Genomic DNA, 23851 nt, shown 5'->3' with positions numbered 1-23851 from the left:
TGTTTTTATGAAAAAAATACTTTATATATGGATTTCTATTGTTACGCTCATGGCACAAAATGCCCTTGCACAAGGTCAGGTGGTGTCGGGAGTAGTAACAGGAGGCAAAGAAGCACTGCCAGGCGTGGCAGTCTTCGAAAAAGGGCGAAGTACCAACGGTACCCTTACTGACGCAAAAGGTTTTTTTAAAATTACTTTAAAAGGGCAAAGCAATACACTCGTATTTCGTTCGCTTGGCTTTAAACAACAAGAGGTTAGTGTAGCTGGTCGCTCAACTGTCAATGTCACGCTTGAAGACGAAGACAAATCGCTCGATGAAGTTGTGGTAATTGGTTACGGTCAGCAGAAAAAATCACCTTGACAGGCTCTGTAAGTTCAGTGTCTGGTCGTGAAATTCGTGAAAACCCTTCTGCAAGTTTGCAAAATGCTTTGGCTGGTAAACTTCCGGGGTTTTTCTCGCAACAACCTTCTGGTCGTCCCGGTGCCGATGGCGCAAGTTTTTACATTCGTGGGGTAAGTTCTTATAATGGCAACAACCGCCCCTTGATTATTGTAGATGATGTTGAGTATTCGTATGACCAATTTGCTCGTATTGACCCTAACGAAATCGAGAATCTCTCTATCTTGAAAGATGCATCAACAACGGCAATCTATGGCGTTCGTGGTGCTAATGGCGTAATTGTAGTTTCGACAAGAAGAGGTAAAGAAGGTCCTCCGCAAATCTCAATGCGTGCTGAAATGGCACTTTCTCAGCCTACCATCATTCCAAACTATTTGGATGCTTATGAAAGTGCGAAAATGTACAACCAAGCTCAAATTAACGACAATAGCGTAAACCCAAGTCCATCGTTTAAACCACGTTGGAGTGACCAAGATTTGGAATTATTCAAAAATGGCAAAGACCCTTATGGTCACCCAAATGTCAACTGGAAAGATGTTTTGTTCAAACAATTTGCCAAGCAATATCGTGGAAACCTAGACTTGTCGGGCGGTACCCAAAAGGTAAAATACTTTGTTTCGGTAGGTTATTTGTATCAAGATGGGATGCTCAAAGATTTTGGTCAAGACCAAGGGGTAAATAGTAATTATTTTCACCAACGTTACAACTATCGTTCAAATTTGGATATGTCGGTTACCAAATCACTTGATTTGAGATTGGATTTGTATGGCAATTTTGGACAAGTAAATACCCCACAAGTAGGTAGTCCATTTGGTTATAACGACTTATTTTATGACTATAGTAGTTTCTTGACTTTAGCGCCATTTGCCTATCCTGTGTATAATCCAGACGGTTCATTGGGCTACAGTACTTGGATTAGAAACGAAAACCCAAGCTATAATGTGAATAATGTGGTGGGACGTTTGAAGTATTATGGCTACAACCAAACCAACGAAAGTAATATCAACTTCATTGGCTCGGCGAAGCAAAAATTAGATTTTCTTACCAAAGGCTTGTTTGTCCAAGGTCGTATCTCGTTTACCAGCAACTATGGCTACGGACGTAGCATGACCCGCGACCAGTTTCCATCATTTATATATAATTCAGCCACAGATACCTACGAAGCTCGTGACCCGAATGTGTATCGTGTGCGTCGTTTCTTTCTAGGATATGATGCCAGAAGTACTTCAAGGGTTTTGAATATGCAATTAATGGTCAACTACGACCGTACTTTTGATTCAAAACACCACGTGTATGCTTTAGGACTTTTTAACCGTAACTCAACAGAAGCGTCCAATAGCAATGCTGTATATAATTTTATTCCTAACAACTTCCAAGGGTATTCTGGTCGTGTGGGATATGATTATAAAAATCGTTATTTGGTACAATTCAACGTAGCTTACAATGGCTCTGACCGTTTTGTGAGAGACAAAAGATTTGGGCTTTTACCAGCAGTTTCGGCAGGTTGGAATATTTCGGAAGAACCATTTTATAAAAATTCATTTCCAAAATTCATGGATTTGTTGAAAATCAGAGGTTCGTATGGTATTGTAGGTAACGACGCTTTAGGCAACAGCTTCTCTTATTACTATCAACAAAATTACTCAAATGGTAACGGGGTAGTTGCACCTAACTTTGGGTATTCAAGCAACTTATATACAGGCGTAGTCGAAGGTACGCTTGCCAACAACGAGGTTACATGGGAGAAAGAGAAAAAACTAGATTTAGCCATCGAGTTTGGCTTGTTCAATAGCAATGTAACAGGTAGTTTCAACTATTTTGATAATAATCGATATGATATTTTGACCACTCGTGGTACAGTATCAGCCATTTTTGGGCAAGGTCTTCCACCTGTAAACATGGGAAAAGTAAACAACCGAGGCTATGAAATCGAGTTGGGTTATCAAAGTCCTACAAAAAGCGGGTTTTCGTACTACATTAAGGGAAATTATTCTGTAGCCAAAAACAAAATTGTCTTCCAAGATGAACCTAGTCCTTTATACCCTTATCAAAGATTCACAGGAAATAGCATCGGACAAATGAGAGCATATACCTTTATTGGATACTACAAAAATGCCGATGATATCGCCAACAGCCCCAAAACAGCCGTACCCGTACAACCGGGTGATTTGAAATACGCTGATTTGAATGGCGATGGCAAAATAGATGGCTTTGATATGTCGGTAACTGGAAATCCAAACACCCCAAATACGGTTTATGGTATCAATTTGGGTATCCGCTACAAGGCAATCAGCATCAGTGCCAACTTCCAAGGAGCACGTAACTTTAGTGTAAGAGGTACGGCAGAATCTATCCGTGCATTTTCTTCAAACCTTACCGAAGTACACAAATACGCATGGACACCAGAGTTAGGCGACAATGCCAAATATCCTCGTTTGACCTTGCTAGGCGGTATTAGTGACCCAACAGCATATCCATCAACATTCTGGCTGATTCCAGGGGATTATTTACGTTTGAGAAATGCACAAATCAACTTCGACTTACCAAGTAGTTTGACCAGAGGATTGGGTATTCAGCAAGCAAGAATTTATGTAAACGGCTCTAACTTACTGACCTTCACAAGCCTTGACAAACTGTATCAACTTGACCCAGAAATTTCATCGGGTACCGACCGTGTGAGTTATCCTCCACAACGGTTAATCAACTTTGGTATTAGTGCTACTTTCTAAGGTATTCAACTTATTGATTTTAGTTTATGAAAAAATATTATTACTCGCATGTGTCATAGGACTTACCTCCTGCTTTTCGTCGGATGACTTCCTTGACCCCAAAACTACAGCATTGACCGAAGAAACGGTTTTTTCTGATAGCACACGTACAATAGGATTTTTGTATCGTATCTATAGCGACATTGGTTTTAGTTATACCAAAGGTCGTTGGGATTCTCATGGCAATACCGAAGAAGCCACCGACGACGCAGAATATCGTTATTCGGGCACAGGACAAAAAGCCGTAATACTTTACAGTGGAACGGTGAGCCCGACCAACTTCCCATTTTTTGAGTTTTGGTCAACACCCTATAACAATATCCGTAGGGTCAATTTATTGTTGGAGAAACTTCCTAATGCTCCACTTTCAGCACCCATGAAAGCGCAAATGGTCGCAGAAGCTCGTTTTTTGCGTGCTTGGTACTATCATTGGCTATTGATTAGCTTTGGAGGTGTGCCATTGGTAGGTGACAAAGTATATGACATTACCGACTTTATCAATTTACCACGTAATTCGTACGCTGATTGTGTCAATTATTTAGTAAAAGAATTAGACGAAGCAGCTACGGTTTTACCCAAAAGTGCCGATTATTCAGAACAAAACTATGGTAAAGCTACTCGTGGAGCATGTTTAGCACTTAAGTCACGCATATTGCTATACGCAGCTAGTCCATTGTTTAATGGTGGTGCTGAAACCCAAAATGCAGATCTTGCCAAAATCGTCAGCAATCCTACGTATGATGTAGCACATTGGCAAAAAGCCGCTGATGCCGCTCTGGCGGTGATGAATTCGGGCGAATATTCTTTGTACAAAGACAATACCACAGCGCCTGGTTATGGTTTTTATCAAGTGTTTTTGAATCGTGTTAACCCTGAGTTTATTATTTTCCAAAACCGTTCTGCCAACCGTGACATGGAAGGTTTTTATAATATGCCAACCCGCGGAGGGGCATATAATGCCATGCCTACGCAAAACTTGGTGGATGCTTTCCCTATGAAAAACGGAAAGGCGATTTCGGATGCAACATCGGGTTATGATCCAAACAATCCATATAAAAACCGTGACCCTCGTTTTGAATATTCGATTGTGTACAACGAGTCGATGTACTATTTGGCAAGTGCTAATGCTCAAAGACAAGTTTTGACCTACGAAAATGCCCCTTCGGATGGTTTTACGCAGGCAGGACAAACAACAGGATACTACAGCCGAAAAATGTGTGATGCCAATATTTCAGCAAACAGTAGTTTTACAACTAACCGTGGTTGGTCGCTCATGCGCTATGCCGAAGTATTGCTCAATTATGCTGAAGCAATCAACGAGACAGGCAAAACAGATTTGGCTTATGCCCCGCTTATTGCGCTTCGTGACCGTGCTGGTATAACAGCTGGAGATGAAAAATTGTATGGTTTAAAAGCTAATATGACCAAAGAACAAATGCGTGAAATCATCCGCAACGAGCGCCGTGTCGAATTGGCTTTTGAAGACCACCGCTGGAATGATATTCGTCGTTGGAAAATTGCCATGGATGTATCAAACGGCTACAACAAACGTATGAGAATTACCAAAAACGCTAACAACACTTACACATATCAAGTAACGGAGTCGATAAGAAGACACAACTTCCGTCCAGAAATGTACCTTTTACCTATTCCTGACTCGGAAGTACGCAAAGCACCAGCTATGCTCCAAAATCCGGGATGGTAAGAGAAGTTTGAGTGATGAGTTTGGAGTGATGAGTGCGGAGTTCTTTTTCAAAACTCAGCACTCTAAACTCGACACTCAACACTCAAATAATTGACTGATTGGGACTGCACCTATCAAAAGAGTCGTGAACTGATTTTTCAATTGACGGCTCTTTTGTTTTTTGAATATTTTAACCCCTTATTTTTCTTAAAATACGCCCTTCCTGTGCCAGAGATTCGAAGTAGTTTTACGACAGTTAAAAAACTTTTTTACTCACTTTATTCATTACATTATTTATGAAAAACTTACGTCTGATTTTAATTTATACCCTAACCCTTTTAACCACTCAATCATTTGCGCAATCTGCTCAAAACAAAAAGCTCTTTAAACAAGCATTCTCTGAGGCAGCCGAACAATATAAAGTTTTAGCCCAAAATCTTCCTGCTGATAAATTCCCGAAAACGTATTTCCCCAAATCAAATAAATATGAATGGAGTGGCTCAGGTTGGTGGTGCAGTGGTTTTTACCCTGGCTCTTTGTTGTACATTTACGAACAAACCAAGGACGAAAGAACATTGACCGAGGCAAATCGTATTTTGAAGGTATTAGAAAAAGAAAAATTCAATACCTCTACACACGACTTGGGATTTATGATGTTTTGTAGCTTTGGTAATGCCAAAGACATTGACCCAAAACCTGAATACAAAGATATTTTGATTCAAAGTGCTAAATCGTTGGCTTCTCGTTTTGACCCAAAAGTAGGCTGTATCAAGTCTTGGGATAGCAACAAAAACGAATACTTGGTGATTATCGACAACATGATGAATTTGGAGTTGCTTTTCTGGGCTACGAAAGTCACTGGCGATTCTAGCTATTACAAGATTGCGGTAACTCATGCCAATACAACCATGAAAAACCACTTTCGCCCAGACTACAGTTCTTATCACGTAATCAACTATAATGCAACAACAGGTGCGGTTCAGCAAAAAAGAACCGCACAAGGTTTCGCTGACGAATCGGCATGGGCACGTGGACAAGCATGGGGACTTTATGGATATACGGTAATGTTTCGTGAAACCAAAAATCCTATTTACTTAAAACAGGCGCAAAACATTGCTAAATTTATCATGAGCAATCCCAATATGCCTGCGGATAAGATTCCTTACTGGGACTACAATGCACCCAATATTCCCAACGCTTTAAGAGACGCATCGGCGGCTTCAGTGACTGCCTCCGCACTTCTGGAATTAGCAAAATACAGTACGCCAAAGCTCAATAAAGCCTATTTCAAGGAAGCAGAAACGATTTTGGTCAATCTTTCAAAAGCGCCTTACCATGCAGCACAAGGCAAAAATGGTGGCTTTATCATCGAACATTGTGTAGGACATATTCCGCAAAATACCGAAATCGATGTACCGCTTACTTATGCGGATTATTATTATTTGGAAGGAATGAAAAGATATTTGGCTTGGAAATAAGCCTTAGAGAAAACCCTCTATGAAAATCAAAAACCTCATTTTTGCCACTTTAGTACTGTCTAGTTGTACAGGAATGGCTCAAGAAAAACCCAAAGATACTTATCATTTAGTATGGGCAGATGAATTTAATCAGGATGGTGCTCCCAATCCCAACAATTGGAACTACGAAAAAGGCTTTGTACGCAACGAAGAACTACAATGGTATCAACCCGATAATGCTCATTGTGAAAATGGTTTATTAATCATTGAGGCAAAAAAGGTGAATCTTCCCAACCCCAATTACAAAGCTGGCAGTAAATCTTGGCGAGAAAATCGTCCCAATATCGAGTACACTTCCTCGTGCTTAATCACCCAAGGAAAACAACAATGGCAATATGGACGATTTGAAATACGTGCTAAAGTTGACATTCGTTCGGGCTTGTGGCCAGCATGGTGGACTTTGGGTGTTCAAAAGCCATGGCCGGCTAACGGCGAAATCGATATTATGGAATTTTACCGAGGCAAAATACTGGCTAATATCGCCTGTTTGGGCACCAGCAACAAAACCGAATGGCATAGCAAAACCAAAAGCGTAGATAGCACATGGGCAAGTCAGTTTCATACTTGGCGCATGGATTGGGACGAGGAACATATAGCCTTATACGTCGATGACCAATTGATGATAAGCACGCCCCTCTCCCAACTCGAAAATAAAGATGGAAGTGGGTTTAATCCCTTCAAACAACCACACTACATGCTATTTGATTTGGCCATTGGAGGACAAAATGGTGGCGACCCAAGCAATACCACTTTCCCCAATCGCTTTGAAGTAGACTATGTAAGAGTATATCAAAAACAGTAAAATCGCCTAACCTGCTGGGAGGCGCAAATTATCGCGCCTCCTTAATCTTTGAATCATCATAGTTTTATGAAAAAATCGTATCTTGCCTACACCATTTCATCTCTTGAACGCTATGAAACTCATCAAACAAATTACCTCTCTTCTAAAAAAATACAAATTTCCCTTGTCGAAAAGGGAGCCTATTTCCTTACTGAAGCCATTATCATCATTGTTTCAATCACCATAAGTTTGTGGGTAAATAATTGGAGTGAGGATAATAAAAATGAGGAGATTGCACAAAATTTCCAGAAAAGTATTTCAAGAGATTTGACACATGATTTGCTGGAAATGAAGGAAGACTCTACTTCTATTAGCCGTCAACTTCAGTGCGCGACCTTTATCAGAACACTTCCCCTTCGTCCCGAAATCACCCAAGATAGTATATCATCATTTCTGAAATCAAATGCTACTCTTTTTTATACAACAACCCTAATTAGCCCCAACAATGGTAACTATGAAGCTGCCAAAAGTGCTGGATATTTTCGTCTTCTCAAAAACAAAGCTTTGTTAAACGACATTACCGATTTATATGAGGAACGCTTCACTTGGCTGACACGTCTGGAATTAGAATATTTGAGCTACAAACGCAAAACCTAGACGAATGGTCGCTCAGCCAACCCAATGTAGACTTATCAGAAAATGATATTGACCATAAAGTTTCTCATTCTTTTATAAACCCAGCAATTTTAAAAATCCCCTATCTTCAAAAATATAGTTTCTATGCCTCAAGAAGTCTATCTGAGTTAAGAAATCAGTATGGAGTTATTATTGAACATACACAAAGGATATTGAAGGAAATTGAGGGAGACACAAAATAAACTTTATCAAATATTAGTTTCAAACTCACGTTAAACACTGTTTCAAGCAAAGATTTGATACTATTTTTTATAACCGATAAATAACCAACACCATCCGTCATGACAAATCGAGAAGCAATTATACAAAACTATATCGATGGCTATAATCAATTTGATATAGACCAAATGGTGAAAGATTTTGATATCAATATTGTATTTGAAAACATCCAAAACGGTGAAACAAATCTAATGCTAAATGGCTTGAGCGAATTTAGACAACAAGCTGAAACAGCAAAAGCCTATTTCTCGGAAAGAACACAAACCATTAGTACTATTACCCACTTCGAGCATACTACAGAGGTTGATATACAATATGTAGCAACCCTTGGTATGGATTTTCCTGATGGATTACAAAAAGGACAAGTACTACAATTATCAGGAAAATCCGTATTTGAGTTTAAAGGAAATACTATTACTAAATTGACAGATATTAGTTGATATAGCCATACTCTTAGGTTATGGTGACTATGAATTCAGTCTTTTTTGATTAAATAAATTCGTCACAAAGATAGTGTTATAGATTTTCTCAACTCACCACACTAAGCTCGGTGTTTATATCAATAAAAGTTCTTATATCACAAAAATCTTGGTTATTGCTTGAGAATCGTTCTATTTCGTTTCATAATTATAGATATATTTTTCACAAAAACGACCTATTATGATGACTCTGTTAGCGATTTTCTTCCCATTTTTATCTTTCCTATTTAGAGGAAAAATATTAACGGCTATTATTTGTTTAATTTTACAAGTAACGCTCATTGGCTGGATTCCTGCTGCTATCTGGGCAGTGATTTCACTACAAAATGCCCGTGCCGACAAACGTACCGAACGATTAATTAAAGCGATGAAATAGAGATTTGGAGAATGGAAGTGTGAATTGGAGAATAGCAAATGGCTTAAAAACAAAAAAGCCTCTCAAAATGGAGAGGCTTGGTAGTCCGTACGGGAATACACAGAACTACACTTATATATCTAATAATTAACCAATTAGTACTTTCGTAAAGTGCTATGGAGAATAGCCGCAGTTCTTAAGCTGTTACTACTAACGCTTCAAATAAGGGCGTAAACAAAATTATTTTGCCTAGATTTTCCTCATTTTCAGAACTGATGGTATCGACTATTCCCAAGTTAAAATTTGTTCGACCCAGCTGAGCCATGACAAGAGCATTGTTCGTCTGAGCTAGTTGTTGATTGGTTTTCAATAGTTCATTTATCTGCTCATTCTTCTTAGAGATTTCCTGATTAAACATTACTTCTAATTTCTCTAAATACTCTTGCAAATATTTATCGTTGTTAGTGCTTTTTTCAGTAAATGCTTCTACCTCCATCATTCCTATAATCTCAATGTTGTCAACCTTCAACGCCTCAGCCCATCTCGCAAGTTCGTGTTCATCCATATGTTTTCTATTAAAACTTTGATAAACAGCTTGACGAGACATACCTAAAGCTGTAGCAACACTGGCTACTGATAAATTTTTCTTGGCTATTAAATCCTTGATTATTAAGCCTATAGGTACTTTTGACATAAAATTTATGAAAATTTGTAAATTAATTACTTGACAATGTTAAATTAATAACTTTACTTTGAATTGAAATTGTAACACTAAGTAAACGAAAATTGTACATTTTGAGTGCAAATAGTGTATATTTTTTTTCATTATACAAGTAAATATTCTAACCATCACAAGTTTATGACAACTCTAGACTTTAGAAATTGGAAGAAAGTTTACGGTCTCTTCCAGGGGAATATTCCGAAAACAGCGCTAAAACGTTACTGCCTACAACATAAGTGGTTTGAAGGGATGAAAGAAAGAACTTGGGGTAATCATTGTGTGTATGATACATTCACACCGATGCAAAAAATGACAATCTGGGAATACCTTAATATGTATCATCCTGACGAAGTGGAAAAGGCAAACGAAGAGATTCAATCCTTACAAGTAGCATAAATATTATATTACCAACCACTAACACCGCAAAGTAGAGCAGTAGGTAGCTCGTGAGGCTCATATCCTCAAGGTCGCAGGTTCGAGTCCTGCCTTTGCTTCTAAACCTTAACATCGTACAGTATGATACCATTACTTCTAGTTCCAGTGTTACTATTTTTCGGAATGATTGAGCTTGTGTTGTGTACCGTAGAGTGGCTTAAGGAACAATTGTCAAAATAGTTTTATCATTCTCACTTTTATCCTTTTACAAACATGAGTACTGTTGAAGTTGAAAACCTCGTTGATTTCTTTGTTAGCGCTATGGCTATGGGCTTTGCCTTTTTTTGTGCCAACTTTGCCTACGTCTGTATTGCTGGAACAAGTTTGGAGGACAAATTAAAAGACTTCGTAGGAGGCGATTTAGAGGATGATCATTAGTATTTTATCGCATTGGAGTGCAGTTTTTTTGAAAGTATTCGTGCCATCATTTATCGTTTTCTTTGCGGTGAGGCACTTTATCGAGAAAAACAAAAGAGACGGGTTTAAATAAGAAAGAGGCTTCATAAATCCATTTGTTTGGATTTATGAATTGAGTGATTAGCTAGACTCCCACAGAATGATGTGGGAGGTTCTTTCTCTAAAGACAATAGGTGTAGATTTAGATTTTAAAGACTACCACACCTTGTGTGGTAGCTTCTTTCCTCAATATGAAAATTATTTTGATTATAGTCATTGCGCTTGTGGTCATTCTACCATTCAGGAGAAAAGACCGAAACGTATAGTTAAATAAGTTATGCCCTTTCATGGTGTCAGAATGTCCATTTGGTACGTTCTGGAGGGTTCGAACCCCTCATTGGCAACAAAAGCAAATTGAAGTATCTGCTACAGAAAGTAGTGTGACGACCAAACCTGTGGCGATACTTTGCCCATTTCACAAAATATGAATCTATTTTCACCTAAATCGGCGATTGACACAGACTTCGTAAGGATGCCTAAGACGCTTGAGCAGACAAGCTCAAACGTCTACAAGCGATACCATGCGCTTGCAGAGGAGTTTAATGCCCTACAATATCTAGGTTTGTCAGCGAAGCTTCGCACTCCACACCAAAAGGTTATGGAAGCGATTCTCTATAAGTATTTGCCGATGTTCCGCAAGCTGGTCAATTCATCGACATGGGTTGATAGTCCGAGTGTTCCATCCATTAATATTACCCGTAGAGAGCTGGCTAGACTCATTTCATGTGAGACTAGAAACATCTACAATATCCTTGCTAGGCTGTCAAATGCCCGTTTTATTGACATTGTAGACAACAATTCGACAGGGGGATACACAATCATTCCAAACCTTTATATCGCCTTTGGTGATGTCAATTTGAAGCCTCAGTTGAAGGCTTTGAGTACCCTACCCAAGGACATCCTAATTACTCAGACGTGGCAAACTTTTCCGATATTAAAAGACAGGATAAATTTGAACAATACATATATAGCAGTAGATGTTGAATCTACCCAAGAAAATTACGGGGAAAGACACAGGGAAATTGACATGGAAAAAAAGCAAATTGAGCCCTTTGACCTTTCTTTCCAAAAAAATAACCTTGAAAGTTCCACAAATGACAAGGAAAATGAAACCAGTGGCGCCGCCGACACCGATGATGTGGACAACTATACAAGCTGTAGAGCTGAATACTTCCGCAATCGCCACCTAGGAGGTCATAAGTCACCAATGCCTAGCAGAACCACCAAACCAGTTCAAGAAAAGCCAATTCAGCCACATGAAAAGGCACAATTAATCACCGAATTCTGGAACTATGCCAAAAAGAACCTCTATCCTAAGCAGAAGTTTAACGGTGAAACTGAGGTGAAAATCAAGAGATTGATTGGTAGTGATGTATTTGGGCACTTTAACGGAACAGAGAGCTACATACATTGGAAAACGTTCTGTATGACCAAGATAGCCGAGGTAGATTTGGTGAAAAAACACAACGAAAAGTACGACCGTGAGGCATACTGGCCACTTAACTACTTCTCGAAGAAGTATCGTGATAGAGGTGGGTTCTTAATTGCTCATGTGTGGCTCAAACGTGAGCAGAAAAAATTCCTTGAGGTAAGATTTGAAGATGAACTGGAAAAAGCGAAGAATTCATTAGCATTTGGTATCATACCACGTGGACAAAAAGGTAAAATCCTTTCGATTAGCGAGTTATCTCTTTACTGGGCTAAGAGAATATCAAAAAGAACTAACCCAGAAACACTAGAAAAATATTACTCATTCATATCCAATACAAACTTATCATCACAATGGACGAATTAATCAGAACTGCCGAATGGCATATCAAGTACAGAATGCCGTCAGGGACAAACATTGCGCTCACCAGTAAAGGAACACCAATCCAAGTTTATCAGAATAAGTACCTAAATAAGCGCATCGAAAGTGCCGAGAATATGATAAAAAAGTTTCGTGGCTTTGACCTTGCGATTATCTACGCTAAAGAGCCTAAAACGGGTAAAGATTTGGGCGAAATTGCACGATTTGACAACGAAACAAAAAGATTAGTCTTTTCAACACCACTCTAAAAAACGGGTCACAACACTTTATATCGGGTCACATGAAGGCTTTTGAAAATCCTACAACAATTCCACTCCAGATTAAGCGAAAATACAAACAAATGCCTCTTTCTGAGCGAAGAAAGCTCTACAGCATCATCAGAGAGGAGCTTGGATACGGAGAGAATACAGATAATTCGAATATCCGAAAAATGCTCAGGGGACAAAGGAATGTCACTACGCAAATTGTCAAGAGACTTTCGGATTTCTTAGGTCTTTCCAGACAACAGTTTCAAGGTAACATCCAAATGGACATCATGGATATCGTAGGAACAATTAAACCCAATGTACCCCAATCTACACATGAACTACATCATCATCACAAAAGCTAAAGGAATCACTTTTATCAGGTTAAGAGACCGTTGGGAGCAACAAGCTAATGTCGATTTCTCAAACCAAAGTAACATTATCAGTTTTTCAAGCAGACTGAGTGCCCAAAATTACTCAAGCTTTCTCAAGGACTCAGAAAGTGACTGCAAGAACAAAATCATTCAGTCAGCAACCTTAACTCTTCAAGATGGACAATGGATAATTTCAGTCAATTGACGAATAGCCAAGTTATCAAACTACGTGAGGATATTATCTACACTTACGGTAAGTACCTTGGATGTATAAACAATACAGAGAAATCTAAATATTCTATAAGGCTACAATTTCTTTGTTTGGATTTAGGCGTTGATTTTTCCCACTTAATTGATAAAGGCGTAGTAAAATATCAGGCAGAGGAAGAACAAGAGGACATTGACGAAGAAACGATCTCACTTGACTTAGAGCTAACACCAATCGGACAATGTCACTTCTGTGGTGAAAACCTAAAAGACAAACGAAAAGGAAGCCTTTTTTGCAACTCAAAACATCGTGCTTCCTATCATAATAATCTCAAAAAAAGCGTCCGCTAGTTGCTACCAATTTAAACCAGGAAAACTATCATTTTTTCACTCTGCAGATACCTTTTTGGTAGCAAAAGTATTCTAACATCACTCAACAGCAATTCATAAATCAAATATTGGTAGCAAAATGGAACTCAAAATCATTAACCTTCGAGATATGAACAGTCGAGAAAATCAGGATATCGTTGAAATCATCAATGAGGTCATGAGCCAAAAGTTTAACCACTCAGCAAATAAAGCAGTTCAGCATATCATTCGAACCTACAAAAGGCAAGAAATCGAAAACAACAAGCTAAGAGCCGAGCTTCAGAAGCTCAAAAAGGAGAGCGAACAAAGTCAAAAAGAGCAGTCAGATACAATCAAAGAGCTTCATTCAGCAATTGAAGGATTCAACAAGTTCCTGATAGTTGCAAATAAAGTGACACCAAAGAAGTAGTAAAAACCAATCACATTCAAATCAAAAATATCATGGACGCAGTAAGATTTAGAGTACTTGCCATTGAAGGCAAAAGAAGTACCAATTCAGATATCCAAGTAGGTGGAACTTATGTGGGCGAAGCAAACGACCTACGAAATAGAGTGTACTACACTGATCAGGCTGGTGACGATTGGATATTCTATGTGGATGACACTTGCGAAATCATTGACCTATGAAACGAGTAGGCATAATGATAAACTTTCATGAGTATAATGCCCTCAGGGCTTATACTCATCGTGAAAAGAGAATGACAGAGGCTTATTATAGAAAGCAGAATTCAACATCATTCTGGATACTTGACCCAAGCCTGATTGTTGCTTCTCTCTTCCATTCACATTTTGAGTATGAATACAAAGAATCTGACTATGGCGCCAGTATAATGAAATTTCAAATCCATGAAGCGATGGCGCTCTCAAATGCACTTTCCACACTTGGAGAACCAATATTCGAAAACTTGCACGCTAGACTCAGTAGTGAAATATCCAAATGGAAACCGTCACTTACAGCCCTGACCTTTGAGAATTGGTACAACAACCACAAGTATGGCTATAAGCACGAATTTGGAGAGTTTGATGAATTGGATGAAATATACTTGGATGTTTTCCAACAATCATTTATCGAAGAAAATTTTAAGGACGATTTATAATCTAAACACCCTGTAGAACTCAGCCACTCTACAGGACTAACCAATGGTTGATAATAAAAATGGCAATACACAGAAAAGTTAGACAGCACTCACAGACATACCTTTGGGCGTATGTCGAGTGGTCAGACGAAAAACAAGATGTGTTTACACTTCTTGGTGGGCAACAATTCCTAAAAAAAGAAGAAGCCGAGCATTATTCAAAAGGCTTTGCAGAGGGAAGCTACGAATGGATAGAACCAACTGAGTTAAAAATTAAGCGACTCCGTCTTGAGAAAGAAAAACTGGAAAAGAGAGTAAATGAAATTTATCACGAACTCACAGAAATACTATTTCCAGAATGTACTGAAGTAAACAAGAAAGAAACTCAAGCAGAACAAAATGAAAAATAATCAAGAAGCGTTCGATAGATTTGAACAAGCCTATGGAGCTAAAATCAATAAACTTTACTGGATTGCTGGCTCATTGGAAAATAGTGATTTAAAGGATTTATTGCATGATGATATGGATGATTCTGATTTTGAGAAATGTTTTCCAGCAATATATCATTCAGCGCATTTCAATGACTATAAAGATAAACATGAACTACTAGACGCACTCGTAGATTTCAGAAAGTTTGGACTCCTTGCAGAAGTTTTCATTCCAGAAGCCGAGTGTTTTATATACGAAAATAACAAACCTGTTTCTTGGTCAATTCATGAAGAAACTTGGAGAATTGAGTATGTTTATGCAGAAACGCTGAGTAAGATATTGCTTGAAATTGAAAAATCGGCTGAAAAGGTCTTTAAAGAGTACATTAAAGCAGATAGGAAAAAAACACAAGCGAAATAGAATGACAAATAAGCAATCGTACCAAAGTACAGGCAAGTTGTTGCTCAGGGTAATATTATCTCCATTCATTTTTCTGTATGGTTGTATTTTACTTATTGCCTTTACATTTTTCCCATTGCCTATGTTGGTGCTTTTAAGCATTGTAGGTATAGTTTGTGAGCCATTCATTTGGCTTTTACAAGTGTCTGGTGTGGAAGTCGAAAGTATAGAACCATTTTTCGACTATCCAAATCAAAGTAAAATGATAGGGCACTTTATTGGACTAACTATTTATATCTGGTCTCCATTCTTTATGGTATACTGGTTCATAAAATATGCGGTAATCTACAATGCGAATATTCTACACAGTAAGAATTTTCGGTAGCAATAGTACCAAGCAAGTATCTACTTTAGACGATTTTACTTCATTCTTGCTACCAATTTCAAACGGATCAGCTCTGCGACCATAACGTAGAGCTCCGCAAATTGGTAGCAACTTAATTCACCAGTAGATGGCGAAACTCACCAAAGCTGAAAAGTTAATGTTTTTGAAAATCTTTGAAAAATGTACATTTAAAATTCAATACGGGCTTGAAGATACGATTGCTGGTTCTGATAATGTCCCAGAGGAACTACCTTACATCGAAGAAGACATGGAAATGTTATCACATATTAAAATACTCAATAACTGGATTTTGGAACATTGTAGGTAATAATCAAGTAAAGTAGGCTTTATATTAAGGTTTTATTGTACAGATATACCTTTGGTAAATAACGTATATTGATTTTAGTTAAAAAACACTTACTTCTTGCCAAATATTCGTTTTTACGACAAATAGGTTGGATAGGCGAAATAAAATTCAATTATATTGCATTTGTATAATCGTTGGCGGTAATGTTATGATAACCATACAAATACAGACATACAAGAATGAGACAGAAGCCTAAAATTAAAATTTTGTTTAAACCTAAATTAGACCAACTGAACGAAATTGAGAAATGGTTAATAGATGAAAGAAACTCAACAGGAAACGGGTTTTACTGCAACTGGAATATTATCAAATCTTCATACGACGAGAAGAAATTGGCGATAATTTCGGAGGACAACCAAGCAGTTGGATTTATAACGTGGTCTAATTATGTTGAATTTACTGCGACAATTGAAATTACTGAAATAAAGCCAACACATAGAAACAGAGGGTTATGTAAACAATTAGTTTCAAAATTAACACAGCGACTGATCTCTAAAAATTTTTATGTTATTAAATTGCAATGTTCGCCTTCATCATCTGAACCCATTTGGCGACATTTAGGATTTACCGATTTTCCAAATCATTACAGTTGGAATAGTGATAATAAAGAACTTTTCAAAATATTAGTCCCACATTTGGAAGTACAAAAAAAATAACAGGTGAATATATTGAACTTTGGAACGATGAACCTTATTGTACTCAAAAAGTAAAATCTACTTGGAAATGGAATTTAAGTTTTAAAGATGGAACAAGAGAACTTGGAAAGCCAATAATTCAACCTTGTCATTACAATTGGCGGATCAGGTGGGGTAATAGTAACTTGATATTTAAAGATGAAAAGGTCAAACTATTTGGACAGGATAAGATAGATTTTGGAGGGTTTCTTATAATCCAAAAAATGCCCGAGCTTGATTTATAAAAAACAGTGCCGCCAAATTAGGTTTATGGCAAGTGGAAAACGGAAGTTATTGAACAGTAAAACATAAATCAAAAGTATACAGTAGCACAATTTGGGCACTAAAATATCATCACCTGCTACACCTACCTTTGGCGGTCATGCTATGACGGCTGTGCAAACTTGAAATTTTAGGACATTGAACAAACAGTTTTGACAAATAATGCAACGACAAACACCAGTTTATAATGACAATCTTTTTAAAGCGTTACTTGCATTAAGCAAAGCTGCAATTGACAAGACGATCAAGCAAAGAGATGAAGGAAAACTTCAAGCAATCCCATATCAATATCTCCCTGTTGCATCAGTTGACTATTTAATGGCAACCTATCATTACGACTGGAGCAAACTCAAATACTTTGACCTGTACGAGTGGAGTAGTGAGGACTTCGTAAAGTTCATAGACAATGAATTACAGACATTACCTGAGTTTGAAGAAGCAGCACAACAAGTAATGGATGAGTTTAAAGCATCAGAACATAAAGTAAAAAGAGTAGGACTCTTCTCTTTTCTTCAACTAATTATAAAAGAATCTCCTAACGGACAAATCACTCATGACAATATAGCTTCTTATGTTCAGCTTTTCATTGATGGGTATGAATCTTACCGAAGTCATATACCAGTTACTTGGAATGTTGATCTTTGGCTTGGAAACACTTATATTGAATCTGACGAAATTGAAATTGAGCAAGGAGTTTTTCTAAGACGACCAACAAAAGAACAACTTGCTGACGTGCGACCAAAACTTACACACATAAGTGAGTTTGATAGAATGACAGGAAGAGAATTAATTGCAGGTGCAATACTTTCATTCTCTATTGTCACAGGCGATAGACGTGATAACGGACTTTATCCCGAAAAAATTCCACAGCAAATTGAACGGTGGCTAAATGTATTTCGGCTTCTAAAACCAACTGACTTGACAGTAGTTTATCAATCGGTAAATCCTGTTTCAATTTTTGAGCATTCAATTTCTGAAGACAAAGACCAACCGCAGGATAAATTTTGGCAAGGCAAAGTTGAACACAGAGAAACGAGTAGTTACAAACTCTACTTGAAAAAAGACGAGGAAGAAATACTGCGGACATTTATCAAAAATGTAAAAACAGCACTAAAGGAGATTTCTCACAAAAATTATTTGAGTGGTAGTTCTTACGATTTAGCATTTCACCGTTACAACGATTCTCTTCTCAAAACAGAAGTAAATGCCTACAAAATACTTTCTTCAGTGACATCCTTGGAAGCATTGTTAAGTGACGGAAGCACAGAGATTACATTCAAAATAAGATTGAGAGTTGCTAAACTTCTTTCATTGTTTGGTTTCAATTCACTTGAAGTTTCGGAAAAAGTAAAAACAGCTTACAACTTGAGGAGTAAGTTGGTTCATGGTTCAAAACCAGAGGACAAAGACAACAACTTACTTGAATTTGCAAGACAGCATACTCATGAGATTATTAATTACAACCGACTTTGTTTGCTCATTTCATTGCAATTAAAAAAGGCGGCAGACAAGCAGGCGTTAATAAAGCTAATTGACAACTCACTCATTGACAAGTCTAGTGACACGAAACTAAGTAAACTGATTGACGACAAGGTAAAAATACCAATTATCAACCCGTTTACTTCACTACACAAAGGCAATGAAACAACTGAAACATGAAACGACACATCTTCGGGCAAACAGAAGCACCAACAGCTAACAGGCGTTTGGTAAAAAAGCTAGTTTAATGCCTAGTACTTCACATCAAGTTAAGTTGCTGGCAGATAGTTTAGTACTCCAAAATATGCCACCGCGCCAAGCGCCAAAACGTTGAGAGCTATTTTAAAAAACGAAAAACAAACCGAAATGTCAGAAATAAGAATAAACTCTATCAAGGTTAGAAACTACCGTTCATTTGGCGAAGAGCAAGAGTTCACATTTCCAAACAAGTACTACAAAAAGCCCATTGCGGTTGTTGGTTACAACAACTCAGGAAAAACAAATCTCATGAATTGCATTCTATATGGAGTTGGTAATAAGTACATTCAAACAAACACATTTGAAAAAAATGATCTACATAATTTAGAATACGCCAATCATATTAGAATACGAATTGAATTACAAGGTTCTGATTTTAATTGCCCTCAGTATTGGGACAGAGCCAGTAGCACAAATAGAACAACAAAGAGTATAACAGGAAGTTATGTAATTTCTACTGAAATAGATGATAGCGAATTAAAATCGGTAATGCAACCTTCAATGTTTGGAATGAACAAGCATTACAATATCTTCTACATCAATTTTCACAATATAAAAGATGAAATCAAAACTCAAAAAACAAGTTGGGGCAATTTGAATTCATTCTTAGCCAAACACATCAAAAGCATTGTAGATACTGATGCTTCAATGGCGGCCAAACAAGAAGATTATGAAAATAAAGTAGAATTGGCAACCGATAAAGTTCTTGAAAATTCACAACTTAGTGCTTTTATAAATAAGATTAAGGAAAACTATTCTACCAATTTGCGAAATAATAGTTGTGATGTAAAATTTGGTTTACCCGACTATGAAGATATTTTTCTACAAATGATTTTTAAAGTTGGTTTGAATGGCAACAACGCAAATTTAATCCCCATTGACCACTTTGGAGATGGCTATGTCTCAATGTTTGTAATGGCTGTTATTCAGGCTATTGCAGAAAGAAATGGAGATGATAAGTGTTTGTTTCTGTTTGAAGAACCTGAAAGTTTTTTGCACGAAAACCACCAAGAGTATTTTTACAAGACAGTTTTATGCAGTTTAGCAGAAAAGGGACATCAAGTAATTTACACTACCCATTCAGATAGAATGGTTGATATTTTTGATACAAAAAGCGTTATTCGGATAGAGTTTGACGAACAAAGCAAGCAAACTGTTAAGAAGTATAACAATGTTGGTGAGTTTTCGCATACAATGCCAACAGACGATAACGGAAAGGAAATTATATCTTTTGCTAACTTCAATAGTTACATTAAGTCAATCGAACCAAACTTAAATAGAATTTTGTTTAGTCGCAAAGTTGTATTAGTAGAAGGCCCGAATGATATTTTAGCCTATAAAATTGCTATTGAAAAGGAAGTTGAGAAAGCAAAAGGAGATAAGAAGTATGCAGAAACCTACCTTAGTTTTTTAAACATTGCTTTTGTTGTGCATCACGGAAAAGCAACAGCATATTTGTTGATTGAGTTATGTAAGCACTTTGGATTAGACTATTTCGTAGTTAACGATTGGGATTTTGACACTGATTTCATAGCCAAACTTTCTGTTTTTCCAGATGAAAACACTTTAAAACAAGATAATTTATACTTAAAAGACGGTACAGATGATAGAAGTTCAAATTCCAAAGGAATGATTACAACAAATTGGAAACTTCTAAATAGTGCAGGAATTGACAAGATTCACTTCAACATTCCTAAACTTGAAGCAGTTTTGTGCTATCAATCAGACGACAAAGACAGTTTAGGCATACTAAATGCCGTTCAGACATTGACGAGTTATCCTAAAACTTTTTTACCTTTAAATTTGCAAGTTTTTTTGGAGTTGGACAAATTGATAGCCCAAACATCCAGCATAGGTACACCAGAAATCGGCGAACCTGAAGATGAATTACCATTCTGAAAATAAAAAACAGCCAACAAAATTATGTTTGCGCAAAGGCGGGCTGACGTACAAACTTGAAGCTTTGTTCATAGAGTGAATTTTAATAATAAATTGAGCATTTGTTCTTGGAAATCCGCCCGCGTCGCAAAGTCCTATCAGTTGTACCTAAGCTTATGAAAAACCCTAATTTTTTCAGACAGCATTTCGATAAGCTTGATAAAAAAGACGAGTTTATTCCTCTTTTAAAGCAATTTATTGACAAATCAATATCAGAACAATATTCATTGGAAACCGAAACTGATGAAGATAAAATTAGCTATAGCCAATTTTATGAGAAATTTGTTGAAGGTGTATTCTTAAATAATGCTGAGAATGTTTTTAAATATTGTCAATCACCAATCGAAAAGACATTTCTAAACTCATTTATGCTGTTATTTTTAAGAAACAGAATGCCTTGTTTATTTATTACTCATCCGTTCAATGACACAGAAAATGAAATTGAATACTTCAGAGGCTATTACAAAAGTATTGACAACTTCATTGAATCTTACAAGAAAGCAACGGGTGACAATGAATTTACATTTTTCGAGGAAAAGCTACAAGCCAAGCAGAAAGAGAGAGAGGTCACAGAAGGACAGGTTGAGGACATTTTAATGTATCATCATTTGACAAAAAAATTTAAATTTGACTCTTACCACATAACACCACAAGCCTTTTTCCCAAATTACAAAGTTGACAACAAAGCAATTCGAGCAGACTTTTATATTTGGGTTCCAAATGATCCATCAGTAAAAATCATAGTTGAATGTGATGGGTTTCAATTTCACAACTCTAAGACAAGTTTTATTAACGATAAAAAAAGAGACAGATTATTTCAACTTAACGGATATAGAGTAGTAAGATATTCAGGTAGTGAAATATGGCAAGACCCAGCTAAGGTAAGTTCAGACCTTTTCGACATACTTGAAGTGCTTGACGAAGACAAAGAACAAAAACGGATTACCTAAAAAGCCTACGCACAACAGGCGGTTTGGCAATATGGCGAGGCGACGAATACATTCTCAGCTTTTTGTTCGCTAATAGGCTTCAGTTCCAGCCGACGAATAACACCAAACAGTAGTATAAAAAATAAACTTTTGTATCTTTAATCAGCAGCGGCACCGGCCAGACGGAACACAGAATACCGCCACATCGCCAATGCTTTAACGTTATTGGCTACCCGATGAAAACCTTCGGACAGACAAAATAAGGCATAACAACAATTATAAAAAATTAAAATATGGCAATGACTCAAAAATTACAGACACTTCTTAATGTCGGACTTTACCATACTAAAAAAGGATTTGATGCTTATCCTTACAAAGAGTGGATGAGTTTTAGATATGTCTGTGATAGGATTTTAGAAGTAAAAGAAGATTGGGAAGTCAAAAATCTTTTAGACAAACTAACACATGACGGATATATTGATACCAAAATGATTGATGAGGTTCTACACTACAAAGTAAATCAAGCTGGACACGATTTTATTACCAAAGGTGGTTACAACAGAGAATACCAAGAACATGAAATTGATTGGAACATCAAAGTTGAAACTTTAAAGAAATTCAAGTATGACAAAAAAGCATACATTATTTCGATTCTTTCAGTGGTCATTTCTTTGCTGACATTATTATTTTCACTAAAAGAACCGCTAATGACAACAATATTGAAATTATTGAAATAAGGATTGAATGTTTAGCGTAATTGATTTTTCTTTCATTTTTTGGGATATTTTTCACAACATAAAATACTTTTTCGTAGGACAAACCAACTTGCGACATGACAAACGGGCAATCACCAACATGGGTAGCTGTTGCACTACTCATTATTTCTAAAAAACTTTTTATAGAATATACTTTTATACCTCTTTTAAAGGCATTTAAAGGAGGTTTGTTTTTTTTAGTCTAACTTGTATGGATCAAAATTAAGTTAACATAAAACTATTGGACTAAAAGAGATGGGCATACATTTATCTCAGAAAAAGAAGTAAAACAATTGTAGAAGACTCTATATTATATGTTTCTTAAAGAATGTTAGAACCATCCATATGAAATGTCCTAACAACATTACTTCCGAATAAATTATTAGATATACCAATTTAACTGTTCGTTTGTTGATAGAAAAGGGAGGCTATTCTATTTAGGCTCCCTTTTATCTTATTCTAATTCAGACTAATATTCTATAATTTACGGACTTTGGTAAACAAGTTTCACACATAGTCATAAAGGCATCTTATTTATTATTCGGTAGTTAGGGCTAATGAAATTTAACTAAATTGCTAATCACTAATTTATACGTAATGAAAAAGTTGAGACTATTACTCGTTGCCCCTGTTTAAATATTGTTCTGTAAATTTTAACCTTCTAAATTTTATTGGTGGTTGGAAAATATTTAGACTAATGGTTGAAAGTCCGAGTCAATAGATGAAAATATTATATTTTAAATTGTCTAGCACTTCAGAAATTCTCCCTACCAAATGAAGATGATTTATATTAACTTTTAATCTTTAATCTATACTATTTGAGGGAAGCTAACAAGTTTGTGATAAGGTCAATTATTCCATAAAAAGAATAACTATTTTAGCCGATAGTATCTATCTCCGATTTTAGATAAATTTAAGAGAATAAGATCCAAACTTTAACCAAAAGCTGAGATACCCTAATATCAAAATTGAAGAGCAAAGTGATAAGATTAAATCAGTTCTGAACATTAAACTCGAATAATTATGTCAAAACTAACTTTTAAATTCAAAATTAATGTTGTTAATGGAATGCGACCAAAGCAAATTCGCATAAATGATGGGCAAAAAAAAGATAAAGAATTAGACGATTGCCAGTCCACTGAAGACCCAAATGTTTTTGAAGGTGAAATTTTATCAACTGTAATTTTGACTAGTGTAGAGGTAAGTGTTTCAGGCGTTGGTGCTTTGAGTGGACTTATTGGAAGCTTCAATTTAACATTAAAAGCTAATGATAAAAAATTATTTAAAGAAGACCAAGAACTTAAGGTAACTGATGGTAACAGGTTTAGTTTTTTTAAAAAACAAGTTAAACTCCCTCAATAAAT

General features: G+C 36.7%; 28 protein-coding genes and 1 tRNA gene. 28 read left to right on the top strand and 1 reads right to left on the bottom strand.

Annotation, left to right across the window (positions count from 1 at the left end; translation table 11 throughout):
• The first annotated feature begins 7 nt into the window (after positions 1-7).
• The 8 genes from BWI92_RS24480 to BWI92_RS24445 all read left to right on the top strand — a co-directional run bounded on the left by BWI92_RS24480 (position 8) and on the right by BWI92_RS24445 (position 8920).
• Positions 8-361: a carboxypeptidase-like regulatory domain-containing protein gene (locus BWI92_RS24480; protein ID WP_176464526.1), complete on the top strand. Its 354-nt coding sequence runs from the start codon at positions 8-10 to the stop codon at positions 359-361.
• Complete coding sequence (locus tag BWI92_RS24475) at positions 358-3129, top strand: TonB-dependent receptor (RefSeq protein ID WP_176464525.1); 2772 nt, start codon at positions 358-360, stop codon at positions 3127-3129. The genes BWI92_RS24480 and BWI92_RS24475 overlap by 4 nt, the downstream gene beginning before the upstream one ends.
• Positions 3116-4873 carry a RagB/SusD family nutrient uptake outer membrane protein gene (locus tag BWI92_RS24470; protein ID WP_229363517.1) on the top strand — a complete coding sequence of 586 codons (1758 nt, stop codon included), beginning with the start codon at positions 3116-3118 and terminating at the stop codon, positions 4871-4873. Before BWI92_RS24475 ends, BWI92_RS24470 begins: the two co-directional genes overlap by 14 nt.
• Before the next feature lie 275 nt (positions 4874-5148).
• Positions 5149-6330, top strand: a complete 1182-nt coding sequence (locus BWI92_RS24465) for a glycoside hydrolase family 88 protein (protein ID WP_095167848.1) — start codon at positions 5149-5151, stop codon at positions 6328-6330.
• 19 nt (positions 6331-6349) lie between these two features.
• Positions 6350-7171 carry a family 16 glycosylhydrolase gene (locus BWI92_RS24460; RefSeq protein ID WP_095167846.1) on the top strand — a complete coding sequence of 274 codons (822 nt, stop codon included), beginning with the start codon at positions 6350-6352 and terminating at the stop codon, positions 7169-7171.
• Positions 7172-7237: 66 nt separating this feature from the next.
• Positions 7238-7807, top strand: a complete 570-nt coding sequence (locus BWI92_RS24455; RefSeq protein ID WP_095167843.1) for a DUF6090 family protein — start codon at positions 7238-7240, stop codon at positions 7805-7807.
• Between the two features lie 320 nt (positions 7808-8127).
• Positions 8128-8505 (top strand): hypothetical protein, encoded by a 378-nt coding sequence (locus BWI92_RS24450; protein WP_095167841.1) that lies wholly within the window; start codon positions 8128-8130, stop codon positions 8503-8505.
• Between the two features lie 220 nt (positions 8506-8725).
• The gene (locus BWI92_RS24445; protein ID WP_166580036.1) at positions 8726-8920 is read left to right on the top strand and encodes a YqaE/Pmp3 family membrane protein; all 195 of its coding nucleotides are present in this window, start codon (positions 8726-8728) and stop codon (positions 8918-8920) included.
• Between the two features lie 175 nt (positions 8921-9095).
• Here the strand turns inward: BWI92_RS24445 and BWI92_RS24440 are convergent, their stop codons facing one another.
• Positions 9096-9593 carry a helix-turn-helix transcriptional regulator gene (locus BWI92_RS24440; protein WP_095167839.1) on the bottom strand — a complete coding sequence of 166 codons (498 nt, stop codon included), beginning with the start codon at positions 9591-9593 and terminating at the stop codon, positions 9096-9098.
• 165 nt (positions 9594-9758) lie between these two features.
• On the opposite strand from BWI92_RS24440, the gene BWI92_RS24435 reads away from it, so the two are divergent.
• From BWI92_RS24435 to BWI92_RS24340, 20 genes are all read left to right on the top strand, one after another.
• Positions 9759-10016, top strand: coding sequence for a hypothetical protein (locus tag BWI92_RS24435; RefSeq protein ID WP_095167836.1), 258 nt, complete (start codon positions 9759-9761; stop codon positions 10014-10016).
• Positions 10017-10041: 25 nt separating this feature from the next.
• Positions 10042-10114: transfer RNA gene (locus BWI92_RS24430), tRNA-Met, on the top strand.
• Positions 10115-10268: 154 nt separating this feature from the next.
• On the top strand, positions 10269-10433 hold the full coding sequence (locus tag BWI92_RS27480) for a hypothetical protein (protein ID WP_176464524.1): 165 nt from the start codon (positions 10269-10271) through the stop codon (positions 10431-10433).
• Positions 10434-10935: 502 nt separating this feature from the next.
• On the top strand, positions 10936-12306 hold the full coding sequence (locus BWI92_RS24425) for a hypothetical protein (RefSeq protein WP_095167831.1): 1371 nt from the start codon (positions 10936-10938) through the stop codon (positions 12304-12306).
• Positions 12294-12569, top strand: a complete 276-nt coding sequence (locus BWI92_RS24420) for a hypothetical protein (protein ID WP_095160485.1) — start codon at positions 12294-12296, stop codon at positions 12567-12569. Before BWI92_RS24425 ends, BWI92_RS24420 begins: the two co-directional genes overlap by 13 nt.
• 32 nt (positions 12570-12601) lie before the next feature.
• Positions 12602-12931, top strand: coding sequence for a hypothetical protein (locus BWI92_RS24415; protein ID WP_095167829.1), 330 nt, complete (start codon positions 12602-12604; stop codon positions 12929-12931).
• A 192-nt stretch (positions 12932-13123) separates the two neighbouring features.
• Positions 13124-13498 (top strand): hypothetical protein, encoded by a 375-nt coding sequence (locus tag BWI92_RS24405; RefSeq protein WP_095167825.1) that lies wholly within the window; start codon positions 13124-13126, stop codon positions 13496-13498.
• Between the two features lie 118 nt (positions 13499-13616).
• Positions 13617-13925: a hypothetical protein gene (locus tag BWI92_RS24400; RefSeq protein WP_095167823.1), complete on the top strand. Its 309-nt coding sequence runs from the start codon at positions 13617-13619 to the stop codon at positions 13923-13925.
• Between the two features lie 32 nt (positions 13926-13957).
• Positions 13958-14143, top strand: coding sequence for a hypothetical protein (locus tag BWI92_RS24395; RefSeq protein WP_095167821.1), 186 nt, complete (start codon positions 13958-13960; stop codon positions 14141-14143).
• A gap of 14 nt (positions 14144-14157) precedes the next feature.
• The gene (locus BWI92_RS24390) at positions 14158-14613 is read left to right on the top strand and encodes a hypothetical protein (RefSeq protein ID WP_141234915.1); all 456 of its coding nucleotides are present in this window, start codon (positions 14158-14160) and stop codon (positions 14611-14613) included.
• A gap of 59 nt (positions 14614-14672) precedes the next feature.
• Positions 14673-15002 (top strand): hypothetical protein, encoded by a 330-nt coding sequence (locus BWI92_RS24385; protein WP_095167816.1) that lies wholly within the window; start codon positions 14673-14675, stop codon positions 15000-15002.
• Positions 14992-15441: a hypothetical protein gene (locus BWI92_RS24380; RefSeq protein ID WP_095167814.1), complete on the top strand. Its 450-nt coding sequence runs from the start codon at positions 14992-14994 to the stop codon at positions 15439-15441. The genes BWI92_RS24385 and BWI92_RS24380 overlap by 11 nt, the downstream gene beginning before the upstream one ends.
• Position 15442: 1 nt before the next feature.
• The gene (locus tag BWI92_RS24375; protein WP_095167812.1) at positions 15443-15805 is read left to right on the top strand and encodes a hypothetical protein; all 363 of its coding nucleotides are present in this window, start codon (positions 15443-15445) and stop codon (positions 15803-15805) included.
• Positions 15806-15932: 127 nt separating this feature from the next.
• Positions 15933-16133, top strand: a complete 201-nt coding sequence (locus BWI92_RS24370) for a hypothetical protein (RefSeq protein ID WP_095167809.1) — start codon at positions 15933-15935, stop codon at positions 16131-16133.
• Positions 16134-16351: 218 nt separating this feature from the next.
• Positions 16352-16828 carry a GNAT family N-acetyltransferase gene (locus BWI92_RS24365; RefSeq protein WP_095167807.1) on the top strand — a complete coding sequence of 159 codons (477 nt, stop codon included), beginning with the start codon at positions 16352-16354 and terminating at the stop codon, positions 16826-16828.
• Between the two features lie 462 nt (positions 16829-17290).
• Positions 17291-18787 (top strand): HEPN domain-containing protein, encoded by a 1497-nt coding sequence (locus BWI92_RS24360; protein ID WP_095167805.1) that lies wholly within the window; start codon positions 17291-17293, stop codon positions 18785-18787.
• 150 nt (positions 18788-18937) lie between these two features.
• A complete protein-coding gene (locus BWI92_RS24355) occupies positions 18938-20764 on the top strand; it encodes an ATP-dependent endonuclease (protein WP_217903476.1) in 1827 nt (608 codons plus the stop codon).
• A gap of 155 nt (positions 20765-20919) precedes the next feature.
• Complete coding sequence (locus tag BWI92_RS24350; protein ID WP_095167803.1) at positions 20920-21753, top strand: endonuclease domain-containing protein; 834 nt, start codon at positions 20920-20922, stop codon at positions 21751-21753.
• A 272-nt stretch (positions 21754-22025) separates the two neighbouring features.
• Positions 22026-22469, top strand: a complete 444-nt coding sequence (locus tag BWI92_RS24345; RefSeq protein WP_095167800.1) for a hypothetical protein — start codon at positions 22026-22028, stop codon at positions 22467-22469.
• Positions 22470-23510: 1041 nt separating this feature from the next.
• A complete protein-coding gene (locus tag BWI92_RS24340; RefSeq protein ID WP_095167798.1) occupies positions 23511-23849 on the top strand; it encodes a hypothetical protein in 339 nt (112 codons plus the stop codon).
• The last annotated feature ends 2 nt before the right edge of the window (positions 23850-23851 follow it).

It is taken from the genome of Flectobacillus sp. BAB-3569 (genome assembly GCF_002270355.1).
Lineage (GTDB): Bacteria > Bacteroidota > Bacteroidia > Cytophagales > Spirosomataceae > Flectobacillus > Flectobacillus roseus.
This window is presented reverse-complemented; position numbering and strand designations above follow the sequence as displayed.